Source organism: Shewanella intestini (assembly GCF_018221465.1).
GTDB classification, from domain to species: domain Bacteria; phylum Pseudomonadota; class Gammaproteobacteria; order Enterobacterales; family Shewanellaceae; genus Shewanella; species Shewanella intestini.
Genome location: NZ_JAAIKR010000020.1, coordinates 21,379 through 44,965 on the forward strand (window position 1 = coordinate 21,379; position 23,587 = coordinate 44,965).

The following is a 23,587-nucleotide window of genomic DNA, read 5'->3' on the forward strand; positions in this document are numbered from 1 at the left end:
CTTTTGTGGTGTTTTGGGCGGCTTTAATGTGGCGCTGCTAATACCCTTGTTGAATCTAATGGAATTGGGGTTTCTAATAAAGGTGCTGATATTGCTACTGAAATCCCAAAATCACAGGCCATTGTTTTACTTTGCTGACGGGCATCGACCATAATATCGCTTTGCAGTTGCAACCTAAAAGTCGTCAACATTTCTGTGGTATGGCGATATAAGGCATAATCAAACGCATTTTTATAGACAATGGTGATGGTTTCCATCACGCTGGTATTTTCGCTGACTTGGTGCTGATTATTTGTATCAGCAAAAACCATGTTTGAACTGTTTATCGACAAAACTGAGGCAAGCATTGCCGGTTTAAGATAATGACGCATTAGTGACTTTTTCATGGCATCCTCTCTTACTTTTATCGCTAGAATATTCATCAGACAAGTTGAGTATAGGAAGAGGTTGTCATGAGGTTAGTTTGCTATGTAAGCAAGTGTGGCAAAGTGCTTATTGAGACACATTTGATCACGCATTAGTGTGAATCGACATGATTTGTCTTTACTTGACATGTTTAGACATAACTTTTTTGATGTATTTATACAGGGTGTATTTATGCAAGACATTTCCCATAACAGCTCAACTGATCCATCAATACCTGTGAACCAACATTTTGATGTCGTTGTTGTTGGCGGCGGCATGATTGGCGCGGCAACAGCAATTGGTTTAGGTCAACTGGGGCTTTCAGTTGCGGTTATTGACACAAATAAGCCCAGTGCATTTGATGATAAGCAACCTCTTGATGTGCGCATTTCAGCTTTGAGTGTGGCTTCTGCGAATTTATTAGGTCGCTTAGGGGTAATGGAGCAACTGCTCAGTATGCGTCATGTGGCATACACGGGGTTAGAAACATGGGAACTTGACGGTTTTATTACCCAGTTTAGTGCTGAACAAATTTCACAAGATAAACTGGGATATTTTTTTGAGAACCGTTTAATTCAATTGGCTTTGTGGCAGCAAATTGATCATATCAATAATGTCGATATTATATGTCCTGCTAGTGTTGCAAGCATAACCAGAGATACCCAGCAAAGCTTAACCATTAAACTTAGCGATGACACCGAATTATCAACCTCATTATTGGTAGGGGCTGATGGTGCTAATTCACAAGTGCGTCAATGGGCTAATATTGGCGTAACAGGTTGGGATTATGGCCAATGGGCAATGTTAATTAATATTTCCCTTGAAGAGCCGATTCCTGCGGTAACATGGCAGCAATTTACGCCTTCTGGGCCGCGCAGTTTATTACCATTACCTAATAACCATGCTTCGTTAGTTTGGTATGACAGCCCTAGTCGTATAAAGCAGCTGATGCAATTGTCATCGTCTCAATTAGCTGAGCAAATTAAACAGCATTTTCCAAGTCGCCTTCCTAATAACTTTACCGTGGTAGATAAAGGCAGTTTTCCATTAACTCGGCGCCATGCACAACAATATTATGTAGATAATGTCGTGATTGTTGGCGATGCGGCACACACCATCAACCCGTTAGCTGGTCAAGGGGTTAATATTGGCTTTAAAGATGTCGACGTGTTGGTGGCAAGTGTGGCTAAAGCCATTGGTGACAATCAATTGTGGTATGGCACATCAGTGTTAAAGCAATATCAATGTAAACGTTATTACGATAATCAATTAATGATGACCGCAATGGATGCGTTTTATGCCGGTTTTAGTAATGATATTTTACCTTTAAAAATTTTACGCAATGGCGCTTTAAAACTGGCAAATATTGATTCAGGATTAAAGCGTAAGGTGTTGAAATATGCCATCGGAATTGATTAGGCATCATTAAACGGTGCAGTAGGGCATTTTTTCGTTAAATGTTAGTCACTTTTTTACGCTGACTGATGATGTTTGTTGCTTGAGCAATAGGGTGTTAAAATGCCGCCTTTTATAGCCTATTGGTACTTTTAATGTGCCGATAAACACACTGTAGTGATAATGAGTAATATAAAACTGATTGTTGGCTTAGCTAACCCTGGTGCGCAATACGCTCAAACTCGTCATAATGCTGGCGCTTGGTATGTGGAAGAATTAGCCCGTATTTGCCAAGTATCATTGAAAGAAGACAGTAAGTATTTTGGACTTACAGCACGAGTGGTGTTGCACTCAAAAGATGTCAGGTTACTTATTCCTACCACTTTTATGAATCTAAGCGGTAAATCTGTTGCGGCATTAGCTAATTTTTTTCGTATTTTACCTGAAGAAATTTTAGTGGCTCATGATGAGTTAGATATGCCGCCTGGGGTTGCTAAATTTAAATTAGGTGGTGGTCACGGTGGTCACAATGGCTTAAAAGACATTATTGCTCGTATGGCAAACGACAAAGGATTTTATCGTTTACGCATCGGCATTGGTCACCCAGGTGACAAAAATAAAGTAAGCGGTTACGTATTAGGTAAAGCGCCAGCTAAAGAACAAGAGTGCATAGACAGTGCGATTGATGAAGCTGTGCGTTCAACTGAAATACTATTTAAGCAAGATATGGCAAAAGCGATGCATCGATTGCATTCCTTTAAAGCAGAGTAATAAAGTCACGTATTTACGGGCTTAACATTTTTATGACCCATGACGGGTCAATGACACAGTAAAAGGTATTGATATGGGTTTTAAATGCGGCATTGTGGGTTTGCCAAACGTAGGTAAGTCAACACTATTTAATGCATTAACAGAAGCAGGTATTGAAGCAGCAAATTTCCCGTTTTGTACTATTGAACCAAACACTGGCGTTGTACCAGTGCCAGACTCGCGTCTTGATAAATTAGCCGAGATTGTAAAACCAGAACGTATTTTACCAACAACCATGGAGTTTGTTGATATTGCCGGTCTCGTTGCTGGGGCTTCTAAAGGTGAAGGGCTTGGAAATAAATTTCTTGCCAACATCCGTGAAACGGATGCAATTGGCCATGTGGTACGTTGTTTTGAAGACCCAAACATTGTTCACGTAGCAAACAAAGTTGATCCAGCAGGTGACATTGAAGTTATCAACACAGAATTAGCGCTTGCCGATTTAGATAGTTTAGAACGTGCTATTTTCCGCCAACAAAAGCGGGCTAAAGGTGGTGATCAAGATGCGAAGTTTGAAGTTGAAGTGCTTGAAAAAATGCGCCCAACTTTAGATGAAGGCCAAATGCTACGCTCTTTAGACTTAAGCAAAGAAGAAATCGCCGCAGTGGCTTATCTTAACTTCTTGACGCTTAAACCGACGATGTATATTGCCAATGTGTCTGATGATGGCTTTGAAAATAATCCACATTTAGATGCGGTTAAAGCGATTGCCAAGACTGAGAATGCGGTTGTTGTTGCCGTTTGCGCAGCCATTGAGTCAGAGCTGGCTGAAATGGATGCAGAAGATCGTGTTGAGTTTATGGCTGATCTTGGCCTTGAAGAGTCAGGTCTAGATCGCGTTATTCGTGCCGGTTACGACTTATTAAACTTACAAACTTACTTCACTGCGGGTGTAAAGGAAGTCAGAGCATGGACCGTTGCAATTGGTGCGAGTGCTCCGCAAGCTGCTGGCGTCATTCACACCGATTTTGAACGTGGCTTTATTCGTGCTCAAGTGATGAGCTATGAAGACTTCATCGAGTTTAAAGGCGAAGCGGGTGCAAAAGAAGCCGGTAAGTTACGTGTTGAAGGTAAAGGTTATATCGTTAAAGATGGCGATGTCATGCATTTCTTATTTAACGTGTAATGTTTTTTATTGCACATAGAATATACTCATTAGTCTATGAATCATGATATGTGCCATAGTTTTTTTAGTTTTTTGCTGGTTATTTCATCGTGATGTGTTTTGGTTTTTGCTTAGCGGTAGTCAATGCATTGCGTGAAGTTACCCGTTGAAATAGGGGGTAACTTAATAGAATGAAGTTTTTTGTCGAATCGGTACTCAGTTTGGTGAAGTTATAGCCTAACAAACGATAATGATGAAAAATGCGAAAAAAAGCGGTTGACCTTGATACCCTGAATAAGCATAATACGCCCCGTCCTCACAACGAGGGCAGCGAAAGACAAAGTGGCAATGTAGCTCAGCTGGTTAGAGCACAGCACTCATAATGCTGGGGTCGCAGGTTCAAGTCCCGCCATTGCTACCATCTTCTCAAGATGGCAAACTAGAGATTAGTCGGTTAGTTAAAGTTTACTTTAGACATATGACTGGCGCTTTCCAATTTATTGGGCATCGTGTTCTGGATGTAAAACAGAGTCAGTGCGGGAGTGGTGGAATTGGTAGACACGCCAGATTTAGGTTCTGGTGCCGCAAGGTGTGAGAGTTCAAGTCTCTCTTCCCGTACCATTATTTGAAAAATCGGCTTTAAGCGGGTTTTTGTAAAAGCTTTAGATTGGGATATCGCCAAGTGGTAAGGCACCGGGTTTTGATCTCGGCATCCCCAGGTTCGAATCCTGGTATCCCAGCCATTTTAAAGTAAGAAGTAGAAAAGATTATTGGGATATCGCCAAGTGGTAAGGCACCGGGTTTTGATCTCGGCATCCCCAGGTTCGAATCCTGGTATCCCAGCCATCTTCGGCAATGTAGCTCAGCTGGTTAGAGCACAGCACTCATAATGCTGGGGTCGCAGGTTCAAGTCCCGCCATTGCTACCATGTTTAAAGGTAGAATCGGTAAGACTGTTTCTACTTAGTAAGAAACAGGTGCTATTCATCAAGAATACATCTGGTAAAAGTTTGATGCGGGAGTGGTGGAATTGGTAGACACGCCAGATTTAGGTTCTGGTGCCGCAAGGTGTGAGAGTTCAAGTCTCTCCTCCCGTACCATCAAATTTACAAAATCCTCAATTAAGAAATCAAATGGGATATCGCCAAGTGGTAAGGCACCGGGTTTTGATCTCGGCATCCCCAGGTTCGAATCCTGGTATCCCAGCCATTTCCTTCGTTAGAAAATTCTTTTTATTGTCATTAGCTTTAGCTAAAAGCAGTGCAGAGCCTCAAAGCCAAATCAACATTTTATGAAAACCAATTATATTGTTTAGCATATCCAAAGTTAATATTGTTCGCTTATGCCTGTGGTTTGTGTCATGTCATCTTGTTTGTTTCTTCTATCAGCTTCTAGTGCTATTTACTAATCATTTAATATTGTCTGTATCCATTGTGATTCAATTACAAAATAAAGCGCTAAATTCCTATCGCTATAAATAGAATTTCAACATTAATCGTTAAAAATGATGCTAAACAAGTTAATTTATTCCATAAAAAGACTACTTTTAAATGCTTATTGGCGAGGTAAATGATGATATATATATGTTATTAGTTTTATTTTCATGACGTTATGTGTAAATATTGTTCAATATGATTAGTTAGTGTTATATTGATACATAAGTTTACAATTTGATAACGGGAGTGAAATGGTGTCCACTTTGTCAGAAGAAGAACTTGCTTGTTTTAATGAGCTTTTTTCACAAAAACCGTCAAATGATTCAAGCAGAGATAATGTAAAAATAAGTGCCCAAGATGGAGTGTTGGTAGAACAATCTTTAAGTGTCTCAACTGAGATCCCGCAAGTGCTAACAAAAATTTTAGGGCAAGCAACATTAACTTTACTGGCTGAGGTTAGTCATTATCGGTTGTGGTTTCCTTTAGCACTAAAACGTGATGAATTAGGCCAGTTTATTCCAGTATTGGGCGTGCCAGAAGTGTTGGATGCGAGGGGAAGTGAACGCTCATGGCGAGTCAATAATCTGCAAGATGTCAGTGTGCTTGATAGCGAAACGCGTCAACCAGTGAAAGTACTGTCACTGTCAAGTTCAGGGGTTACAGTTGAGCTTCCTAAACAACACTCTTCAACATTATTTAAAATGGCTTCATTGATGTTGCCGGGGATAGATCCAATAGAGGTTGAGTTTGAACCGGTAAGAACTGAAAACGGCGTGATGGCCGCACGCATAAATACTAAAGGCGAAGCACGTGAAGCATTACGCCACTTTCTGTTTAGAGAGCATAAAGCCAAATATTCACATTTATATGCGGGTGAAGTTGCTTATAGCTAGGTTAATGCTTGCTTTGGCTCTTTGTTAGAATCGTTAACGTCGCATTTTACTGAGAGCATTTGTTTATTAGCCCATTCGCTTAGGCGGTAAAGTCTTTAGATAATACTTGTTGTACCGTATTGATATATTGACTGTCTCCTTGGGCTTGAATTAATTGACTGAGCTCATCGCCAATCGGCGTGAATCTATAGTAGGTAAATAATAAATGCTTACTTTTAGGTGAAAGCAACAATTGCTCAGCATTTAAATTAAGTGTTATCGGTGTTTTACTCTCAAGTACGCCTGTTTCAAATTCACTTTTATGCAAAATACCTGCATCAACTAAAGTTAAAATGCTTGAATAGGGCAAACCAAATTTGGACAAACCAATTGAAATTGCATTATCTCGCCTGAAATATTGCTTTAGCCCACCGGTAATTCGATAACCACTTAAAAGCTTAAACCGCGTTTCATTATTAATTTTTACTGCCAAGCCTAACGCCTTTTCAAATATATGTGCTTCTCGTAAGGTTAGCTGGGTTAAGACAGCCAGCGTGCGCAAACTAAATTGCCCAGGATTAACGATTTCACTCGATAAAATTCTTGCCCATAAGTCCTGCATTTTTCGATTATGGATTTGTTCTGCCATCTTAAAAAACTGGTAACGCCAGTCTGGATCTAGTTCAACACCCGTGACATCTGAGGGGGTGTAATTAAGTGCTAAAGCAAAAATGGCTTCTAAGTTTTCTTGATGTTGATTGAGCTGTTTTTGTAATCTAAATTGACCTCGTTCATTAATTGAAGCATTGGATGGACGATAATCGGCTTCACTGGCTAAACCAAGCACACGACCAAGTTGTAGGGCTTTTTGGCGTGCAGAAACTTGAGAAGATTCATTAGAAGACTTTTTTTTAATCATCTCTGCCATCAATACGTCCAAAGTAAATGAATAATGCTACAACATTGATACGCGCCTCACCGGAAAGCCGTTCAAATTGCTTGGTTGATATAAAGTATGTTGATAAACGGTATAAGGTCAATTTAGTCAACGTTGGATGAATAATTATAAACAACGTTAAAAATGACATCGTGATACAAGATAGAAATACTGAAAATAATGCTATTGATTGGCAATGATTAATCGCCCATTCACTTTATAATGACTGCTTATTGGTTATTTAGTTGCTTTGCACCAGTTAGTTTCATTTCCTGGCCGCGGCTGTTGAGGAACGATAAAGGCAAGACAAAGTGAACACATGGCAAGCCCAGTACCGATAAAGAACACGGTAGATGGCGACGTTAACCAAATGATGCCAAGCAATACGGGGATCACCACTGCAGCGATATGATTAATGGTAAAACTCACCGACATCGTTGAAGCAATATCTTGTTTATCGGCAATTTTTTGAAAATAGGTTTTCACTGCAATGGCCATTGCAAACAAGAGGTGATCGATGACATAAAGCGTTGCTGCCACTGAGGCTGTTTCAACGAAAGCGTAACTGGTAAAGATAATAATTAACCCAATGTATTCAATCATCAATGCGTTACGCTCATCAATTCGCCCGATAAACCGGCCGATGGCTGGAGCAAAAAGTAAATTAACCACGTAGTTAATTAAAAACAATCCGGTAATTTCAGTGACGCTGTAACCAAATTTTTCTACCATCATAAAGCCGGCAAATACCATGAATATTTGTCGGCGTGCTCCAGAGAAAAAAGTGAGTAAATAATACAGCCAATAACGTTTACGCAAAATGAGCTTTTTAGTTTGCACACTGCCTTGCTCAAAGCGCGGGAATAGGGCGCTCATTACGAGCACCATACTTAATCCCAATAAGCCAATCATGGCATACATCCACACGTAGTCGAGTTTCAACCCTGTCATCACAAGCCAAATACTGGCGTAACCTAACAGTGCAGCGGCTGATCGCCACGCTAATGCTTTGCCCATAAATGCAGCAGCTTCTGATTTATCTAACCATTGAAGGGTGAGTGATTGGTTAATTGTTTCAAAATAATGAAACCCGATAGACATCAATATAGTGGTGAGATACAAGCCTAAAACGTGAGGAAAAAAACCGGTAATAGCGACACCGATACATAAAATAGCCAACGCTAAAAGGGCAAATGTTTGTTCTTTTATGAGCAGTAAAACAAAGACGGCAGTGAATGCTAGAAAACCTGGGATCTCACGTAAACTCTGTAATAAGCCAATTTCAACGCCAGTAAAACCTGCACGTTCAATCACAAAGTTATTCAATAACGCCTGCCATACAGCAAATACCATCGACATAACAAACGTCATTCCCAATAACAACATTTGGGGTTGTAAGGTGATGGTTTTGAGAGAATTAAAGCGAATGCTCAACCAAGACATGATCAGCTTCCATGATAAAAATCACAAAGTAACATTTCTATACATTTCTTACAAACTGCACATTATGTTGAATGGATAACGATAGAAAGTTGCCTACAATCCGTTTAGCGAAACAACAAGAAACACCAACTTGTTGCTTCATTTTTCAATCAAGCGACGGCAATTTATAGAGAGGGTTAATGCCATTATCCTCTATGATAAACCGTTATTAATGGCCTAAATCAGTCCTGTTAATACAGGCGTTTATCAATGGGCCTTGTATTTTCATGCTATTGACGCTAAAGCGGTTAACATGGTCGTGACAGTAGGCCAAGTTTCATTGTGAGCTTCTTTGGCTGACTTAACACTAACAGCTGACAGTTGGGCTTTTGAGGTATGTTTTGTTTCAACAACTCAGGGATCGTAGTAAACTTATTCAGTTTATTCATTTACCTTTCAGCATGGAATAATATGAGCCAGATTTTATTAATTCACTCAAGTGTACACGGTCAAACTGTTAAAATTTGTCAATATATGCAAGAAAAAGCTCGACAGCAAGGTGCTGAAATTACCCTTGCAACCCTTGCCGATAACCCTTCGCTTGATGGCTTTGATAAAGTTTTTTTTGGAGCCAGTATTCGTCATGGTAAACACAGAGCAGGTTTGTATCAGTTTATCGAAGCAAATAAAGACAAGCTTGAACAATTACCAAGTGGATTTTTCTCAGTGAGTTTAGTGGCCCGCAAACCTGGGAAAAACACGGCTGATACCAACATGTATATGCAGGCTTTCTTAAAGCAAAGTGTCTGGCAGCCTAAAATTCTTGAAGTGTTTGGTGGTAACTTAGATTATCAACATTACCCACTGATGGATCGTTACATTATTCGTTTTATTATGTGGCTGACGAAAGGTCCGACCGATTTACAAACTAAAATAGAATACACCGACTGGGATAAAGTCGATGCCTTTGTTGAACGTATGATCCACGCTTAATGTCGTCAAAAGGTCTGTAGATGAAGTTACCCCGTTTTATGCGTGTATTAAGCGATAAATTACATGTATTAATCATTGCTTGTTGTTTCGTTTTATTGCCAAGTAGTTCTTGGATATTAATTGGTCGACAATTAAGAAAAAATGCCAATATTTGGGAATACATCCATGTTTACCTTGGTGCAATTGCAGCCATTTTAGGGGTGTTATTTGTTGTTAAGTGTTGCTTAAAGGGCGGTTGGCGACAGTTTTTCCCGTGGTTGAATTTACAGTTTTCACAGCTGATTGATGACATAGTAGGATTATGTAAGCTCAAATTACCTAGTTCAGGTGGCAAAGGTTTATTAAGTGTTGTTGAAGGTATTGGGCTTATTTTATTAATGGGTGTGTGTGTCACCGGTTTAATGTGGTTAATCTTCCAAGGACAAGCTGATGCATTAAGCTGGCGAAAGTACCATATTATTTTTGCTCAAGGTTTATGTGGATTTGTGTTGCTGCATATGGTGTTTGCAGTGATTCACGTTGTTGAAATGATTAAGAACGCTTAACCAGAGCCCGGTGTCATATCACATTCATGTTGGATTAAAAGTGTGCTGTTACAACGTGATGGTAAATTCGTATTTGATGGTATCGTTCTATGCTAAGTGATGCTAAGTGATGCTAAGTGATGCTAAGTGATGCTAAGTGATGCTAAGTGATACAAGTTTATGTCTTCGGCTTTGGTAAATGTTTATTGATTTTAACAATAAAAAAAGGCGCTTTTAGCGCCTTTTTTATTGTCGTTAAACAGCCTCTTTTAACGATTTATCCAATAACAATTTACTTGATCACTTCTATACGAATAATTATTTTTGTAGTGCTAGGTAATTCATCAATTCAGAAATTTGTTCCAGACTGCGCATTTCGTTCATGTTAATCATGTACTTGTCGTTAACGACAAAACTTGGAACACTACTCACGCCGTACATGACTTGCTCTTGGCGCCATTGTGATAATGTTTTGTCGGTTTGTTCGCTATCTGCAATTTTGTCATAAGCTGCTGAATCAATACCGTGTTGTGCGAAAACTTTCTTAATATCATCACGACTGTTGATTTCTGACTTATGTTTATGATCATGCGCGCCATGGCTATGGTCATGACCATCACCTTGAATCGCACCAAACATGGCTAACGTAAGGTCATGCTTTTTCTCTGGTAAAGTATTTATTACCACTAATGAGCGCATGACTTCAGTGCCTAAGTCGTTATTCATATAATCAACATGTTTATTTTCAAAAGCGACTTTGCTATCAAGCTGGGTTTTAATGAAGGGCAGATATTGCGTCTCCATATTCAAGCAGTTATGGCAATAGAAAGAAAAATATTCGGTAACTTTAGGTTCAGTCGGGGCAACACGATCTGAAATTTGAGTGTAATGCTTGCCTTCAATAAACTGGGCAGCAAAGGTCGAAAGTGGTGCAACGGCTAAGGTTAATGCTAACGCGATATGTTTAATCATGGTGGCCTCAAATAGGGACAAGTACAAAATTTAGCAAAGTGTAATTAGCGAGGCTGAATTGATTATGAAAAAGGCTAAGTTTAATCTCAAATATAGCTGCTGATATCACGTTTTAGTCGTTTTATCGCGTAACACTTAGCTGGCCATAAACATGGGTAGTGTTTCATCGGATGTCGATGTGCGGCATTGACAACAAATAATACATTTAAGGAGCAATGCCGTTATTGTCGCGCAAGGTTTGCCAAGCTTCACAGACTTCCTTAAAACGCTCAGCATGACCATCAACACGATCAGGGTGCCACTTCAGGGCTAATTTACGCCACTGTTTGCGGATTTGCTTTGCCGTTGCGGTTTCATCTAACTCAAATACTTTGAGCGCGTCACCTTTTTGCATGAGTTGTTGATTGATGCCCATATGTTGTTGATAACGAGACCAGAAGGAGGCCAACATTTCTTGAACTACATTGCTGCAGGTATCGTAATGTGACCAATCTAAGTAATAGCTGCGCAAGTTAGCATCATTAGCCAACTCAATGCCTACATCAGCAGGTACAATTCTACATAATTGAATATCCATAGCTTGTACTTGCAGCCATTGTTTAGGCAATAAAATAGATTGCAGTTCATACAAGGCATTCATTAGTAGGAAGTTACGTTTAAAGAGGTCTTTGTCTGGTTCTGAGTCAAGATTGTGCATTAAACCTTGCTGTTGTAATTGTGCCGCTAAGTGATGGACTTTCCAGCTTTGATGACTTGACTGTAATAAAGTTAATATCGGCCAAATAAGTGGGTTGTCTTGTTTGATGGATTTGATGTTATCGCCAGGACGTTCGTTGGCTATTGGCGCAGTGTTAAGCGGCATAAACTGAGGTTCCATCTGCAGTTGGCGATAAAGGCTACTATGCCATAGCGATCGTTAAGCGCAAGTCTATTTTTATGATGCTCAAAGCTGCTCCGTCAAATTCTTGGAGGCGAGAGTGCCGTTAGCCCATGATAAATCAATGACCTGAAAGAGCAAAAAAAGTGAATTGACAGGCATAAAAAAACGCACTTTGAAGTGCGTTTTTAATCTATCTGTGTTGTTCAACCCAAACGACAGTTTAGGTGATATCGGTATTAGTGACGGAACATCGCAGAGATAGATTCTTCATTGCTAACACGACGAATCGCTTCAGCAAGAACCGCAGACATAGTTAGCTGTGACACTTTACCCACTTTAAGCATTTCAGGGCTTAATGGCACCGTGTCAGTCACAATGACTTCATCAATGACTGAGTTAGCAATGTTTTCAGCTGCATTGCCTGAAAAGACTGGGTGAGTTGCGTAAGCAAATACACGGTTTGCGCCATGCTCTTTTAATGCTTCAGCGGCTTTTGATAATGTACCACCAGTATCAATCATGTCATCAACAATGATGCAGTCACGACCTTGAACATCACCAATAATATGCATAACTTGTGCAACGTTAGCTTGTGGACGACGTTTGTCGATGATAGCTAAATCAGTATCATCAAGCAGTTTCGCCACAGCGCGTGCGCGAACCACACCACCGATATCTGGAGAAACAACAACAGGGTTATCTAGTTTCTTAGCAACCATGTCTTCTAGTAACACTGGGCTACCAAACACGTTATCAACAGGTACGTCGAAGAAACCTTGAATTTGCTCTGCGTGAAGGTCACAAGTCAATACTCGGTCAACACCAACACTTGATAAGAAATCTGCAACAACTTTTGCAGTAATCGGTACGCGAGCACTACGAACACGGCGGTCTTGACGAGCATAACCAAAGTAAGGAATAACAGCAGTAATACGGCCAGCAGATGCGCGACGTAATGCATCAACCATTACAATCAATTCCATTAGATTGTCATTTGTTGGTGCACAAGTAGATTGGATGATAAAGACATCCGCACCACGAACATTTTCGTTGATCTGAACACTGATTTCGCCGTCACTGAAGCGGCCTACAACTGCATCGCCAAGTTTACAGAATAAACGTTCGGCAATTTTATTGGCTAGATTAGGGGTAGCGTTACCAGCAAAGAGCTTAATGTCGGGCACTTTATGAACCTCAGGTATGGACTTGAATAAAAACTAAATGCGCTAAGAGTTAGGCACTTAGAAGAATGTATTAGTTAGAGTTGAGATAGTCGTTCCAATAAAGGAGACCTATTTAACCCTTTAGCAACAAAGCCTTGCATTGAGTCTGGTAATTTAGCCAGCGCATCAAAAGCCGGTTGCGATTGTTCAAACTTACCAAATACGCAAGCACCTGTACCGGTCATTTGAGACGGCGCATATTCTACCAGCCAGTCTAATGCATTGGCAACTTGAGGATAACGATTAACCACTAATGATTGGCAATCATTTGACCATGGTTGTTGCATTAACGATTGTAAATCTAACTTGGGTGTTTGTCTTGGTAACTCGGGTTCTTGAAAGACAGCTTGGGTTGAAACATGTACCGGTGGCACCACGACTAAGTAGTAAAACTCATGTGGATTCACATTGTGTAATTTCTCACCTACGCCTTCAGCAAAAGCCGCATAACCATTAATAAAAACAGGGACATCTGCGCCAAGGGTTAAACCTATTTCAGCTAATTTTTCATTGGAAAGTTGGGTATTCCACAGTGCATTTAATGCCACTAATGTAGTGGCGGCATTGGATGACCCACCACCTAAACCACCGCCCATAGGTAGCAATTTATCTATCCATATTTCAGCGCCGCCGACATAATTTGTTGTCTGCTGTAATGATTTTGCTGCTTTTAGAATTAAGTTATCGCTGTCGGCAACAAATTGAGACATGCTTGAATGTAATGTTATTTCAGATTGCTCGGTAACCCGAAAGTCGAGCACATCACAATGATCAACAAATTGAAATAGCGTTTGCAGGTCATGATAACCGTCGGCACGTTGTCCGGTGATATGAAGAAATAAATTAAGTTTAGCTGGCGCAGGCCAACCTTTGGAAATAGGAGCTGTCATCTAACTTCCTTGGTTATTGTGTTACTAACTGCATGGCTTGCCAGTGGTTATTTTGAATTTTAATTTGTACTTTTTCACTGGATATAGTGATAAGCCTTGGGATTTGAGTGCCATTTTGTTGTTGCCAACTGTTAAACTTGATTTGCCATTGCGTGCCACTGGCATTGCTGGTGAGCTGTTTAATGCTGCCATCATCATTATGGCTAACAACGGTATCTTGTGGGCTAGCTTGGCCCGTTATCCATAACGGTAAACGTGCCAAGGGGATATGAATGGTTACCATTGAGTCTAATAAAGCTTGCGGATCCTTATCATGGTAGGTTTCCCCGTTCGCTTCGAGCGTTGCGCCAGTATCTGAACGTTTAAGTACCAACAGATTGGTACCAATAACCGTGGTTAAACGTAATTCATCGGTACTTTTTTGGTGAAACCAATATAAGTTAGTGCTAAATTTGTCAGATGGAGAGCGAACCGCTATTTTACCTTGGAGCTCCCAGTTTTGTGCTTGGGTAATATCAGCCACATTAACGGCAGTAAACTGAGGGTGATTAAAAGAGCTACAACCGGCCAACAAGGTGAAAAGTGTAAGAGCAATGACTTGAATAGATAGAGTAAATTGTCTCGTCATGGTGTTCACTATTTCCGTAATTGGGATTGATGATGGCGCTCATGATACTGACTCAGTTGGCAGATGTAAAAAATGGTTGAAGCAATTTATATTGCATTTATATATTGCTAATAAAACCAAATAAAATTTAGACATATATTCGGTTTTGTTAACCCAATTGTGTTTTTAGTTTGTTCAATTAAGTAGAATAGCCTAATTAACGAGATCGAGAAGAACTTAGAACGAGCACATGAGTCTAGTAGTAATCGGGATTAACCATAAAACGGCCACCGTGGATTTACGCGAAAAAGTTGCGTTTTCACCGGATCGTATTCATGAAGCAATGAAAAGCTTAGCCAGTCGCAGTAGCACTGGTGAAGCGGTGATCGTGTCGACTTGTAACCGCACAGAATTGTATTGTAATAATGTCAAAGCTGATGAAATTATTGCTTGGCTTGAGGAGTACCACGACCTCGACCACGAAGCCTTAGTGCCTTGTATTTATGCTTATGAAGGTCACATTGCGGTAAAACACTTAATGCGAGTGGCGTCTGGGCTAGATTCGTTAGTGCTTGGCGAGCCTCAAATTCTGGGGCAAGTGAAGCAGGCGTTTGTAAAAGCAAAAGAAGCTGGCACGATTTCACTTACCATTGATCGTTTGTTTCAAACCGTCTTTTCAGTTGCTAAAAAAGTCCGTACAGAAACGGATATCGGTGCCGCTGCTGTTTCCGTTGCTTTTGCTGCTGTGAGCATGGCAAAACATATTTTCTCATCGTTAAAAACCACCAAAGTACTATTAATTGGTGCGGGTGAAACGATTGAGTTAGTTGCTAAGCATTTAAAAGATCAAGAAGTTGACTCAATGGTGGTGGCGAACAGAACCATTGAACGTGCTGAAGCAATGTGTGAAGAGTTCAATGCCACGGCTATTACCTTACAAGATATTCCTGATTATCTGCCTAAAGCCGATATTGTTATTTCTTCAACTGCCAGTCCATTACCGATTTTAGGTAAAGGCATGGTTGAAAAAGCAATGAAACAACGTCGCCATCAACCGATGTTATTGGTTGATATTGCCGTTCCGCGAGATATTGAAGCGGAAGTCGGTGAGTTAGACGACGCTTTCCTTTATACTGTCGACGATTTACATAGTATCATTGAACAAAATATGGCTTCGCGTAAAGAAGCCGCCGAGCAAGCAGAATTAATAGCTGAAGAACAAGCGCATGTATTTATTGAGTGGGTGCGTTCTTTAGCGTCTGTTGACAGTATTCGTGAATATCGTAGCCAAAGCGTAACGATAAAAGATGAGCTAGTTGAACGCGCCTTGAATAAAATCAATCAAGGTAGCAACAGTGAGCAAGTGATCCTCGAGTTAGCCAATAAATTAACTAACCGACTCATCCATGCACCGACACAAGCATTAACATCAGCCAGTCGCCAAGGTGACTTGAATACGTTAGGACAATTAAGAGTTGCGCTCGGTTTAGATAAACACTAAGTGCTTAATCCGTTTTAATAACGCATTAGGCACGGTTTAGTTAAACATGAAAGGTTAGCGAGCTAAATGAAAGAATCCGTTATCCGCAAGCTAGAAGGCTTGCTAGAGCGTAATGAAGAAGTCCTTGCATTATTAAGTGATGCCAGTGTTATTGCGGATCAAGACCGCTTTCGTGCTTTATCAAAAGAATATTCTCAACTTGAAGATGTTGTGGCCAGTTTTAAGGCCTTTCAACAAGCTCAAGATGATCTTGAATCAGCACAATCTATGCTTGAAGAAGATGATGCTGAAATGCGCGAAATGGCGCAAGAAGAGATAAAAGAAGCAAAACAATCGCTTGCGCAACTCGAAGACGATTTACAAATCTTATTACTTCCAAAAGATCCTAATGATGACCGCAATGCTTTCATTGAAATCCGCGCTGGTGCGGGTGGCGATGAAGCGGCTATTTTTGCGGGTGATTTATTCCGTATGTATTCTCGTTTTTGTGAATCAAACAAATGGCAAATGGAAATCATGAACGCCAATGAAGGCGAACATGGTGGTTTTAAAGAACTTATTGTCCAAGTTAGCGGTGAAGGCGTTTACGGTAAATTAAAATTTGAGTCAGGCGGACATCGTGTTCAACGTGTACCAGAAACTGAATCTCAAGGGCGTGTACATACATCCGCTGTGACTGTCGTTGTGATGCCTGAAATCCCTGAAGCTGAACAAATTTCAATTAACCCAGCCGACTTAAAAGTGGATACCTTCCGCGCGTCAGGTGCTGGTGGTCAGCACGTCAACAAAACGGATTCGGCGATTCGTATTACCCATTTACCGTCAGGTATTGTGGTGGAATGTCAGGATCAGCGTTCACAACATAAAAACCGTGCCCAAGCCATGAGCGTGTTGTCAGCTCGTTTACAAGCTGCAGAAGATGAAAAGCGTCGTAGTGAAGAAGAATCTACTCGCCGTAACTTAGTGGCAAGTGGCGATCGCAGTGAACGTATTCGTACTTATAACTTCCCTCAAGGTCGTATGAGTGAGCATCGAATTAACCTAACCTTGTATCGTTTAAACGAAATCATGGAAGGTGATTTACATGCCATCATTGAACCGCTGATGCAGGAAGAGCAAGCTGATAAATTGGCTGCACTAGCAGAAGATTAAGGAATCCCCTTTGCCACAGTCTTCTTTTTCTACCATTGCAGAGTCTCTGCAATGGGCTTTCATGCAATTAAGTACGACCTCTGAATCAGCCAATGTTGATGCAGAGGTATTGCTGTTGCATTGTTTGCAAAAAAATCGCAGCTTTATTTACGCATGGCCTGAAAAAACCTTAACGGTTGAGCAATTTTCGGCTTATAAAAGCATGGTTTCAAAACGGGTTGCGGGTCAACCTGTTGCTCATATTATTGGTGAACGTGAATTTTGGTCTTTACCATTTCTGGTTAATGACAGCACCTTAATCCCTCGTCCGGATACTGAGATTTTGGTCGAAACGGCATTAAACCTCACCTTACCTGAACAAGCTAAGGTGTTAGATTTAGGCACTGGGACTGGCGCAATTGCATTGTCATTAGCTTACGAGCGACCGCTATGGCAAGTCAGCGCTGTTGATAAAGTGCAAGATGCGGTTGAACTGGCCAAGGCGAATCAAATTAACTTAAAGCTTGAGCGCGTTGAAATAATGCAATCAGATTGGTTTAGTGCTTTACAACTGCAGCAATTTAATTTGATCGTGTCAAATCCGCCTTACATCGACGAAACTGATGAGCACCTTCACATGGGCGATGTACGTTTTGAACCCCAAAGTGCGCTTACCGCCAAAGACCATGGTTTTGCTGATTTGTTTTTTATTGCAGAAACCGCTCGTCATTATTTAACCGATGGTGGTTATTTATTGTTGGAACATGGATATGAGCAAGCAATGGTAGTAAGGGAAAAGCTGATTGAGCTTGGCTATCAAGATGTTGCAACTGTCCGCGATTTTGGCAGTAACGATCGCTGCACGTTAGGCCGTTGGCACCCTTGACCCATTAGTTTTTAGCCACATTTAGTCATGACTTTTTTACTTAAGGCGATATCGATTACAATCATCTGCTTTGAAAGGTGTTGTTGGTTTCGTTTATCAAGTAAACTTTGCGGGCTTTAAGCGCGTTGCGCAATGACGATATGAGATGTTAGCCAATAAAATAGCGCAACATCACGGGGTTCTTAATCAAAATTAACAATTAAAGAGAATCAATATGGAAACATTTTATAGTTTATACCCAACAATAAAACAGTCACATTTATTGTTTATTGGGTTGAGTGTGTTGTTGTTTATGGTGCGTTTTGCACTACACCTTAAACAATCACCGCTTTTAGATAAAAAACTGATGAAAATTGCGCCGCACGTAATTGATACTTTTTTATTACTGTCTGGTGTGACACTTTGCTTTATGATCAAGCAGTATCCAGGGGTTGACCCATGGATGACTGAAAAAATCATTTGTGTTATTTCGTATATCTTATTAGGGATTATGGCACTGAAATCAAACCGCAATAAACTGTTTAAGTTTTTCGCCTTTATTGGCGCATTAGGTTGGTTAGTGTTAGCGGCCAAGCTGGCTCATTTTAAACAAGTTGTATTAATGGGTTAATTGGTTCAAAAATGGCAAATATTTTACTTAACGATGACGTGGTTTCAATTCCAGAGACTGCGTTTGAATTATCAGAACACCTCGGTTTTTTACCTGCAAAAGCTGCCCAATGGGCTTGGTACGAACTTTCTGGTTCCGTGCTAAGTCATTATGTGGTTGATCAACAAGCTCGCCTTGATGGATTGTTTAATTGGTTTTTTAACGATTTAGGTTTTTGCGCCAAAGACGATTACTTTAGTGTTGAAGCGGCAGATTTAAGTTATTGCGTCACTAAGCGCCAAGGTAACAGTACCACCTTATCAACTCTGCTTATTTTATTAGCTAAGCAATTAGATTTGCCATTAGAAGCGGTATTATTGCCAGGACATACCGTGCTGCGCAGTAAATTAGGCGGTGAGACGACTTATTATGATCCATTTAATGGTGAGCCGTTATCACGTCGCCAATTGCATAATTTTGTGCGTGGCGAATTAGGTAATGCGGCTAAATTAACTCCTAGGCATGTTAAAACTGCATCCGTTAAAACGTTAATTAGCCGAATGCTCAATGAGTTAAAAGCCAGTTGTATATTGGCTCAAAAATTTGAACAAGCTTTAGAGTGTTGTAATTTATTGTTGCAATGGCACCCAAGTGATGTTCATCTTAACCGTGAGCGCGCATTTATCGCGCAGCAACTTGGTTGCATTAAAGTCGCGATGTCTGACTTACAGCATTTTATCGACAGTAGCCCGCATGATCCCGTTACTGAATTGGTTAAAATGCAATTAAAAGAATTAAGCCAGCAGTCGCAAGTGACTCATTAAATGCTTTGTTTGGCCACAAAAATTAGCACTTATTTTGCTAACTTTTGTGGCCAGTTAATGAGACACGATATTAAAGAGAGGTGTAAAAACATTTCAAACCAGCGGTGAGGTGCTATAGCGCGGGTTTGCTTGTTATGGCTAAGGTCATGACATACTCAACAGATGATTGAGACGACATAATAATAACGATTAGCACCACTACATTTGCAAAGGGAGAAGCTTGCATGACAACTTCTGCACTTATCACTAATGACGCGACTGCGTTAGGCTTATTGGCCGTCATCCTTGGTGTTGTTTTCTACACTAGTACCTCATCGAATCCATTCTGGAAAAAGTTCTATAAATACATTCCTGCATTATTAATGTGCTACTTTTTACCTTCACTACTCAATACTTTTGGCGTGGTTGATGGCCATGCTTCTCAATTGTATTTTGTTGCCTCGCGTTATTTACTGCCAGCGTGTTTAGTCTTATTGATTTTAAGCGTGGATCTTAAAGCGATTTTAAGCCTCGGGCCTAAAGCCATTGTCATGTTCCTCACCGGCACCGTCGGCATTGTGATTGGCGGCCCAATTGCGTTGCTGATTATTTCTGCCATTAATCCTGATGTGATTGGTGGTCATGGTCCTGACGCCGTATGGCGTGGAATGACAACCTTAGCAGGCAGTTGGATTGGCGGCGGTGCTAACCAAGCGTCAATGAAAGAAATTTATGAAGCGGGTGGCAACATCTTTTCAGTGATGGTCACCGTGGATGTGATTGTGGCCAATATTTGGATGGCAGTGTTATTGTTTATGGCTGCCAGAGCCAAAGACATTGATGCTAAAACCGGCGCTGATACCCGTGCAATTGAAGCATTGAAAGTAAAAGTTGAACAGTACCATGCTGAAAATGCACGTATTGCATCGCTGCGCGACTTGATGTTGATTGTTGCTATAGGCTTTGGTGTCACCGGCTTTGCACATTTTGTCGCCGACTTTTTAGGCCCTTTCTTTACAGATAACTACCCGTGGACACGGGATTATAGCTTAACCTCAACGTTTTTCTGGTTAGTGGTCATTGTAACAACAGTGGGGTTAGGGTTGTCATTTACCCGTGTCCGCCATATTGAAGCGGCTGGTGCATCCAAAGTGGCGACTGCCTTTTTGTATATTTTGGTGGCAACCATTGGGCTGCATATGGATGTGTCGACATTATTTGATGAACAGAATCTGTGGTATTTCGCCATTGGCATTATTTGGATGATTGTTCATGCGAGCTTTATGTTAATTGTCGCTAAAATAATTAAAGCGCCTTTGTTTTATATGGCGGTTGGTAGCCAAGCCAATGTTGGCGGCGCAGCTTCTGCGCCCGTTGTTGCGGCGGCATTTCATCCCGCGTTAGCGCCGGTAGGCGTGTTACTTGCGGTACTGGGTTATGCTGTAGGCACCTATATGGCGTGGTTATGTGGTCAGTTATTGCAGATTATTGCGGTATAATCAGTTTTATTCAGTAAACTATAATGCTCAGCAACGTGCTTAGTTGTTATGTTTGATAAAAGAGATATTTATTATGGAACAAAAAGTCATTAATTTTAAAGACTTAGAAGTCGCAAATGATAAACCATTTGTATTGTTTGGTGGCATGAACGTATTAGAGTCACGCGATCTTGCTATGTCGATTGCAGAGCACTACGTAGAAGTAACCCAAAAATTGGGTATTCCTTATGTATTTAAGGCATCGTTTGATAAAGCCAATCGCTCATCAGTTAATTCTTACCGTGGTCCGGGTATGGAACAAGGGTTAAGGATTTTTGAAGAAATTAAGTCGACTTTTAATGTTCCAATTATTACCGACGTGCATGAAGTGCACCAATGCCAGCCGGTTGCCGATGTGGTTGATGTGATTCAATTGCCAGCATTCCTTGCGCGTCAAACTGACTTAGTTGTTGCAATGGCTGCCACTGGTGCCATTATTAACGTCAAAAAACCGCAATTTCTAGCACCACATGAAATGCGTCATATCATCAACAAGTTTAACGAAGCTGGTAACGACAACATTATGCTTTGTGAACGCGGCTCAAGTTTTGGTTACAACAACTTAGTGGTTGATATGCTGGGTATGGACGAGATGAAACAGTCGGGTTATCCGGTTATTTTTGATGCGACACATGCCTTACAACGCCCAGGTGGGCGCGCAGACAGTGCCGGTGGTCGTCGCGCGCAAGCAACAGAGCTTGCTCGCAGTGGCATGGCACTTGGATTAGCGGGGTTATTTATTGAAGCTCATCCAGACCCTGATAATGCGAAATGTGACGGCCCTTGTGCGTTGCCATTGAAGCAGTTAGAAAAATACCTTAGCCAAATGAAGTCAGTTGACGACTTGGTTAAATCGTTTGAGGCTATTGATACCAGCAAATAACGATTACTGGTATAGGCTGTTAAATGATGAAAATACCCTGATTAATCAGGGTATTTTTTTAGGTATAGTTTACCGTCTCTCAATGCTTAGCTAGATAATTTAACTAAAGGTAGCGCTTATATGTGGATTGCATTTACTTTTCTTGCGGCAATGATGCAGGCATGGCGCAATGCATTGCAGTCGCAGTTAAGTCACCATGTCAATGTGGTCGGAGTGACCTTAGCGCGGTTTATTATTGCAGGCCCTATAGCGGCTGTTTATTTATGGTCGCTACAGCAATTTGTGGATACCGCGCCGATGCAATTTAATCCACATTTTGCCAAATTTGTCTTGTTGGCTGCGTTGATGCAAATTATTGCCACTGCATTAATGGTGAAACTGTTTAGTTTAAAAAATTATGCCATTGGTGCAGGGCTTGCTAAAAGCGAAGCTATGGTTGCAGCCATTTTGGGAATGGTATTTTTCGGCACTCAGCTAACGCCTTTAGGTTGGGTTGGCGTATGCGTAGGGGGTGTTGCGGTGCTCATTCTTAGCGGCATAAAAAGTCACCAAGGGTTATCTGTTACTACTGTGCTAATTGGTTTAGCAAGTGGTAGCGCATTTGCTTTAACCTCATTGTCTGTCCGTGAAGCCAGTTTGCAGTTACATGGGCCTTTTGCGTTACGTGCTGCATGGGTCTTGTTATGTGTTATTGCGCTGCAAACGTGTTTATTAATGCTCTATTTATGCATAACAGATCGCGCCACATTGAAAGCGCTTTGGCATAAACGTAAGTTAACCGTTGCCATTAGTGTCACCAGTTGCATAGGTTCTATTGGTTGGTTTAGTGCGATGGCAATTGAATCGGTGCCGTTAGTTAAAACATTAGGCCAAGTAGAGGTGTTTTTTATGCTGCTTATTAGTCGGTACTGGTTAAAACAAGGCACCAGTAAAAGTGACATGCTTGGGTTATTGTTAATTGCCATTGCTGCAATTTTGGTGATGTGGAGCTAAAGAGGGCGTTGGTTTGGGAGCGTCATTCAATCATTAATGTTAGTCATGAGGCAACGTTACTCATAATAGCTTAACTATTTTAATATGATGAACCAATTATAACCAAGGTAAAACGCGCTAGCGTTCATCGTGATAACACACCAGCTAAACTGGGATAAACGACGCAATACAGGCGTTTCGGTATCACGCCTTAAATGCAGATATTATTGCAACCTAACTAATTTATTTTTTACCCTTTCTATGCTTCACGAAGGTGATAATCAAAGCTATTAACGCCAGTAGTTGGAAAAGCCAAAAGAAAAAAATCAACCCAAAAGGCTCAATTAAAAAACCATTATCATCTACGTATGTACCGATAATATTATAAGCAATTAAACACAAAGCAGAGCAGATACCAAAAACAAAGCTTATTTTATATTTATGGATAACATTCATCAGTTTCTCAAGTTTTAAATAGCTAACATGTTTTATAAGGATACATAATTTACCGTCATAAGTGTAATGGAACAAATAAGTTATCAGGCCTACTTAAACGAAGAAATACCGTTGCTTATAATGTTAAGCGCAGTGAAAGTAAGCTACGGTATTTTTTCTGTTTGAGATTATTGTTTGTTACCCATTTCAACCTCACTATGCTGAGGTTTTGCAATAATAAGTTTATTATTGTTTTTATAGATGCATTTTTAGGGCTTAATTAAATCCATTTTTCTGACGATAAATGATTAAAATATAACATTCGCATTATCAAAGCATTAACCACCGCCCGCGTGCGTGTTAAGCGTTCAAGCTACCA

23 protein-coding genes and 7 tRNA genes are annotated in these 23,587 nt (G+C 40.6%); 21 read left to right on the top strand and 9 right to left on the bottom strand.

What is annotated here, in order from left to right:
* Positions 1 to 23: 23 nt before the first annotated feature.
* Positions 24 to 386: a hypothetical protein gene (locus G3R48_RS15880; protein ID WP_153661513.1), complete on the bottom strand. Its 363-nt coding sequence runs from the start codon at positions 384 to 386 to the stop codon at positions 24 to 26.
* 211 nt (positions 387 to 597) lie between these two features.
* Here G3R48_RS15880 and G3R48_RS15885 point away from each other — a divergent pair, with 211 nt between their 5' ends.
* The 11 genes from G3R48_RS15885 (at position 598) to G3R48_RS15935 (ending at position 6,043) form a co-directional block, all read left to right on the top strand.
* Positions 598 to 1,824 (top strand): FAD-dependent monooxygenase, encoded by a 1,227-nt coding sequence (locus G3R48_RS15885; protein ID WP_153661511.1) that lies wholly within the window; start codon positions 598 to 600, stop codon positions 1,822 to 1,824.
* Between the two features lie 159 nt (positions 1,825 to 1,983).
* Positions 1,984 to 2,571 carry an aminoacyl-tRNA hydrolase gene (gene pth, locus G3R48_RS15890; protein ID WP_153661509.1) on the top strand — a complete coding sequence of 196 codons (588 nt, stop codon included), beginning with the start codon at positions 1,984 to 1,986 and terminating at the stop codon, positions 2,569 to 2,571.
* Between the two features lie 73 nt (positions 2,572 to 2,644).
* On the top strand, positions 2,645 to 3,736 hold the full coding sequence (ychF, locus tag G3R48_RS15895) for a redox-regulated ATPase YchF (protein WP_153661507.1): 1,092 nt from the start codon (positions 2,645 to 2,647) through the stop codon (positions 3,734 to 3,736).
* A 323-nt stretch (positions 3,737 to 4,059) separates the two neighbouring features.
* Positions 4,060 to 4,136: transfer RNA gene (locus G3R48_RS15900), tRNA-Met, on the top strand.
* 115 nt (positions 4,137 to 4,251) lie between these two features.
* A tRNA-Leu gene (locus G3R48_RS15905) sits at positions 4,252 to 4,336 on the top strand.
* Positions 4,337 to 4,383: 47 nt separating this feature from the next.
* Positions 4,384 to 4,458: transfer RNA gene (locus G3R48_RS15910), tRNA-Gln, on the top strand.
* Positions 4,459 to 4,486: 28 nt separating this feature from the next.
* A tRNA-Gln gene (locus G3R48_RS15915) sits at positions 4,487 to 4,561 on the top strand.
* A gap of 5 nt (positions 4,562 to 4,566) precedes the next feature.
* A tRNA-Met gene (locus tag G3R48_RS15920) sits at positions 4,567 to 4,643 on the top strand.
* 86 nt (positions 4,644 to 4,729) lie between these two features.
* Positions 4,730 to 4,814: transfer RNA gene (locus G3R48_RS15925), tRNA-Leu, on the top strand.
* A gap of 34 nt (positions 4,815 to 4,848) precedes the next feature.
* A tRNA-Gln gene (locus G3R48_RS15930) sits at positions 4,849 to 4,923 on the top strand.
* Between the two features lie 490 nt (positions 4,924 to 5,413).
* Positions 5,414 to 6,043, top strand: coding sequence for a PilZ domain-containing protein (locus tag G3R48_RS15935; protein ID WP_153661505.1), 630 nt, complete (start codon positions 5,414 to 5,416; stop codon positions 6,041 to 6,043).
* A gap of 79 nt (positions 6,044 to 6,122) precedes the next feature.
* Here the strand turns inward: G3R48_RS15935 and G3R48_RS15940 are convergent, their stop codons facing one another.
* Positions 6,123 to 6,950, bottom strand: a complete 828-nt coding sequence (locus G3R48_RS15940; RefSeq protein ID WP_153661503.1) for a TIGR03899 family protein — start codon at positions 6,948 to 6,950, stop codon at positions 6,123 to 6,125.
* 246 nt (positions 6,951 to 7,196) lie between these two features.
* Positions 7,197 to 8,402: an MFS transporter gene (locus G3R48_RS15945; RefSeq protein WP_153661501.1), complete on the bottom strand. Its 1,206-nt coding sequence runs from the start codon at positions 8,400 to 8,402 to the stop codon at positions 7,197 to 7,199.
* 450 nt (positions 8,403 to 8,852) lie between these two features.
* On the opposite strand from G3R48_RS15945, the gene hemG reads away from it, so the two are divergent.
* Complete coding sequence (gene hemG / locus G3R48_RS15950; RefSeq protein WP_153661499.1) at positions 8,853 to 9,374, top strand: menaquinone-dependent protoporphyrinogen IX dehydrogenase; 522 nt, start codon at positions 8,853 to 8,855, stop codon at positions 9,372 to 9,374.
* Between the two features lie 20 nt (positions 9,375 to 9,394).
* Positions 9,395 to 9,919 (top strand): cytochrome b/b6 domain-containing protein, encoded by a 525-nt coding sequence (locus G3R48_RS15955; RefSeq protein WP_153661497.1) that lies wholly within the window; start codon positions 9,395 to 9,397, stop codon positions 9,917 to 9,919.
* A 297-nt stretch (positions 9,920 to 10,216) separates the two neighbouring features.
* Here the strand turns inward: G3R48_RS15955 and G3R48_RS15960 are convergent, their stop codons facing one another.
* The 5 genes from G3R48_RS15960 to lolB all read right to left on the bottom strand — a co-directional run bounded on the left by G3R48_RS15960 (position 10,217) and on the right by lolB (position 14,491).
* On the bottom strand, positions 10,217 to 10,870 hold the full coding sequence (locus G3R48_RS15960; RefSeq protein WP_153661495.1) for a thiol:disulfide interchange protein DsbA/DsbL: 654 nt from the start codon (positions 10,868 to 10,870) through the stop codon (positions 10,217 to 10,219).
* 205 nt (positions 10,871 to 11,075) lie between these two features.
* Positions 11,076 to 11,732: a DNA-J related domain-containing protein gene (locus G3R48_RS15965; protein WP_153661493.1), complete on the bottom strand. Its 657-nt coding sequence runs from the start codon at positions 11,730 to 11,732 to the stop codon at positions 11,076 to 11,078.
* Between the two features lie 254 nt (positions 11,733 to 11,986).
* A complete protein-coding gene (locus G3R48_RS15970; RefSeq protein WP_212593394.1) occupies positions 11,987 to 12,934 on the bottom strand; it encodes a ribose-phosphate pyrophosphokinase in 948 nt (315 codons plus the stop codon).
* 74 nt (positions 12,935 to 13,008) lie between these two features.
* Positions 13,009 to 13,863, bottom strand: a complete 855-nt coding sequence (gene ispE, locus G3R48_RS15975; protein ID WP_153661491.1) for a 4-(cytidine 5'-diphospho)-2-C-methyl-D-erythritol kinase — start codon at positions 13,861 to 13,863, stop codon at positions 13,009 to 13,011.
* A 13-nt stretch (positions 13,864 to 13,876) separates the two neighbouring features.
* A complete protein-coding gene (lolB, locus tag G3R48_RS15980) occupies positions 13,877 to 14,491 on the bottom strand; it encodes a lipoprotein insertase outer membrane protein LolB (protein WP_153661489.1) in 615 nt (204 codons plus the stop codon).
* Positions 14,492 to 14,720: 229 nt separating this feature from the next.
* On the opposite strand from lolB, the gene hemA reads away from it, so the two are divergent.
* From hemA to G3R48_RS16020, 8 genes are all read left to right on the top strand, one after another.
* Positions 14,721 to 15,971 carry a glutamyl-tRNA reductase gene (hemA, locus tag G3R48_RS15985; protein ID WP_153661487.1) on the top strand — a complete coding sequence of 417 codons (1,251 nt, stop codon included), beginning with the start codon at positions 14,721 to 14,723 and terminating at the stop codon, positions 15,969 to 15,971.
* 66 nt (positions 15,972 to 16,037) lie between these two features.
* Positions 16,038 to 17,123 carry a peptide chain release factor 1 gene (prfA, locus tag G3R48_RS15990; RefSeq protein WP_153661485.1) on the top strand — a complete coding sequence of 362 codons (1,086 nt, stop codon included), beginning with the start codon at positions 16,038 to 16,040 and terminating at the stop codon, positions 17,121 to 17,123.
* Between the two features lie 10 nt (positions 17,124 to 17,133).
* A complete protein-coding gene (gene prmC, locus G3R48_RS15995; RefSeq protein WP_153661483.1) occupies positions 17,134 to 17,988 on the top strand; it encodes a peptide chain release factor N(5)-glutamine methyltransferase in 855 nt (284 codons plus the stop codon).
* Between the two features lie 214 nt (positions 17,989 to 18,202).
* Positions 18,203 to 18,598: a SirB2 family protein gene (locus G3R48_RS16000; protein WP_153661481.1), complete on the top strand. Its 396-nt coding sequence runs from the start codon at positions 18,203 to 18,205 to the stop codon at positions 18,596 to 18,598.
* A gap of 11 nt (positions 18,599 to 18,609) precedes the next feature.
* The gene (locus tag G3R48_RS16005; RefSeq protein ID WP_153661478.1) at positions 18,610 to 19,401 is read left to right on the top strand and encodes a SirB1 family protein; all 792 of its coding nucleotides are present in this window, start codon (positions 18,610 to 18,612) and stop codon (positions 19,399 to 19,401) included.
* Between the two features lie 224 nt (positions 19,402 to 19,625).
* Positions 19,626 to 20,879, top strand: a complete 1,254-nt coding sequence (locus tag G3R48_RS16010; RefSeq protein WP_153661477.1) for a DUF819 family protein — start codon at positions 19,626 to 19,628, stop codon at positions 20,877 to 20,879.
* A 73-nt stretch (positions 20,880 to 20,952) separates the two neighbouring features.
* Complete coding sequence (gene kdsA / locus G3R48_RS16015) at positions 20,953 to 21,801, top strand: 3-deoxy-8-phosphooctulonate synthase (RefSeq protein WP_153661473.1); 849 nt, start codon at positions 20,953 to 20,955, stop codon at positions 21,799 to 21,801.
* Positions 21,802 to 21,921: 120 nt separating this feature from the next.
* The gene (locus G3R48_RS16020; RefSeq protein ID WP_153661471.1) at positions 21,922 to 22,794 is read left to right on the top strand and encodes a multidrug transporter; all 873 of its coding nucleotides are present in this window, start codon (positions 21,922 to 21,924) and stop codon (positions 22,792 to 22,794) included.
* 222 nt (positions 22,795 to 23,016) lie between these two features.
* Here G3R48_RS16020 and G3R48_RS16025 read toward each other — a convergent pair whose 3' ends face one another.
* Positions 23,017 to 23,229: a DUF3955 domain-containing protein gene (locus tag G3R48_RS16025; protein ID WP_153661469.1), complete on the bottom strand. Its 213-nt coding sequence runs from the start codon at positions 23,227 to 23,229 to the stop codon at positions 23,017 to 23,019.
* Positions 23,230 to 23,587 lie beyond the last annotated feature (358 nt).

Excerpts from the sequence above, each read along its gene's own strand:
- ychF (WP_153661507.1), top strand. The coding sequence starts at position 2,645 with ATGGGTTTTAAATGCGGCATTGTGGGTTTGCCAAACGTAGGTAAGTCA.
- G3R48_RS16010 (WP_153661477.1), top strand. The coding sequence starts at position 19,626 with ATGACAACTTCTGCACTTATCACTAATGACGCGACTGCGTTAGGCTTA.
- G3R48_RS16025 (WP_153661469.1), bottom strand. The coding sequence starts at position 23,229 with ATGAATGTTATCCATAAATATAAAATAAGCTTTGTTTTTGGTATCTGC.
- G3R48_RS15955 (WP_153661497.1), top strand. The coding sequence starts at position 9,395 with ATGAAGTTACCCCGTTTTATGCGTGTATTAAGCGATAAATTACATGTA.
- pth (WP_153661509.1), top strand. The coding sequence starts at position 1,984 with ATGAGTAATATAAAACTGATTGTTGGCTTAGCTAACCCTGGTGCGCAA.
- G3R48_RS15960 (WP_153661495.1), bottom strand. The coding sequence starts at position 10,870 with ATGATTAAACATATCGCGTTAGCATTAACCTTAGCCGTTGCACCACTT.
- prfA (WP_153661485.1), top strand. The coding sequence starts at position 16,038 with ATGAAAGAATCCGTTATCCGCAAGCTAGAAGGCTTGCTAGAGCGTAAT.
- G3R48_RS15945 (WP_153661501.1), bottom strand. The coding sequence starts at position 8,402 with ATGTCTTGGTTGAGCATTCGCTTTAATTCTCTCAAAACCATCACCTTA.
- hemA (WP_153661487.1), top strand. The coding sequence starts at position 14,721 with ATGAGTCTAGTAGTAATCGGGATTAACCATAAAACGGCCACCGTGGAT.
- G3R48_RS16000 (WP_153661481.1), top strand. The coding sequence starts at position 18,203 with ATGGAAACATTTTATAGTTTATACCCAACAATAAAACAGTCACATTTA.
- kdsA (WP_153661473.1), top strand. The coding sequence starts at position 20,953 with ATGGAACAAAAAGTCATTAATTTTAAAGACTTAGAAGTCGCAAATGAT.
- lolB (WP_153661489.1), bottom strand. The coding sequence starts at position 14,491 with ATGACGAGACAATTTACTCTATCTATTCAAGTCATTGCTCTTACACTT.
- G3R48_RS16020 (WP_153661471.1), top strand. The coding sequence starts at position 21,922 with ATGTGGATTGCATTTACTTTTCTTGCGGCAATGATGCAGGCATGGCGC.
- G3R48_RS15880 (WP_153661513.1), bottom strand. The coding sequence starts at position 386 with ATGAAAAAGTCACTAATGCGTCATTATCTTAAACCGGCAATGCTTGCC.
- G3R48_RS15885 (WP_153661511.1), top strand. The coding sequence starts at position 598 with ATGCAAGACATTTCCCATAACAGCTCAACTGATCCATCAATACCTGTG.
- G3R48_RS15940 (WP_153661503.1), bottom strand. The coding sequence starts at position 6,950 with ATGGCAGAGATGATTAAAAAAAAGTCTTCTAATGAATCTTCTCAAGTT.
- hemG (WP_153661499.1), top strand. The coding sequence starts at position 8,853 with ATGAGCCAGATTTTATTAATTCACTCAAGTGTACACGGTCAAACTGTT.
- G3R48_RS16005 (WP_153661478.1), top strand. The coding sequence starts at position 18,610 with ATGGCAAATATTTTACTTAACGATGACGTGGTTTCAATTCCAGAGACT.
- ispE (WP_153661491.1), bottom strand. The coding sequence starts at position 13,863 with ATGACAGCTCCTATTTCCAAAGGTTGGCCTGCGCCAGCTAAACTTAAT.
- G3R48_RS15965 (WP_153661493.1), bottom strand. The coding sequence starts at position 11,732 with ATGCCGCTTAACACTGCGCCAATAGCCAACGAACGTCCTGGCGATAAC.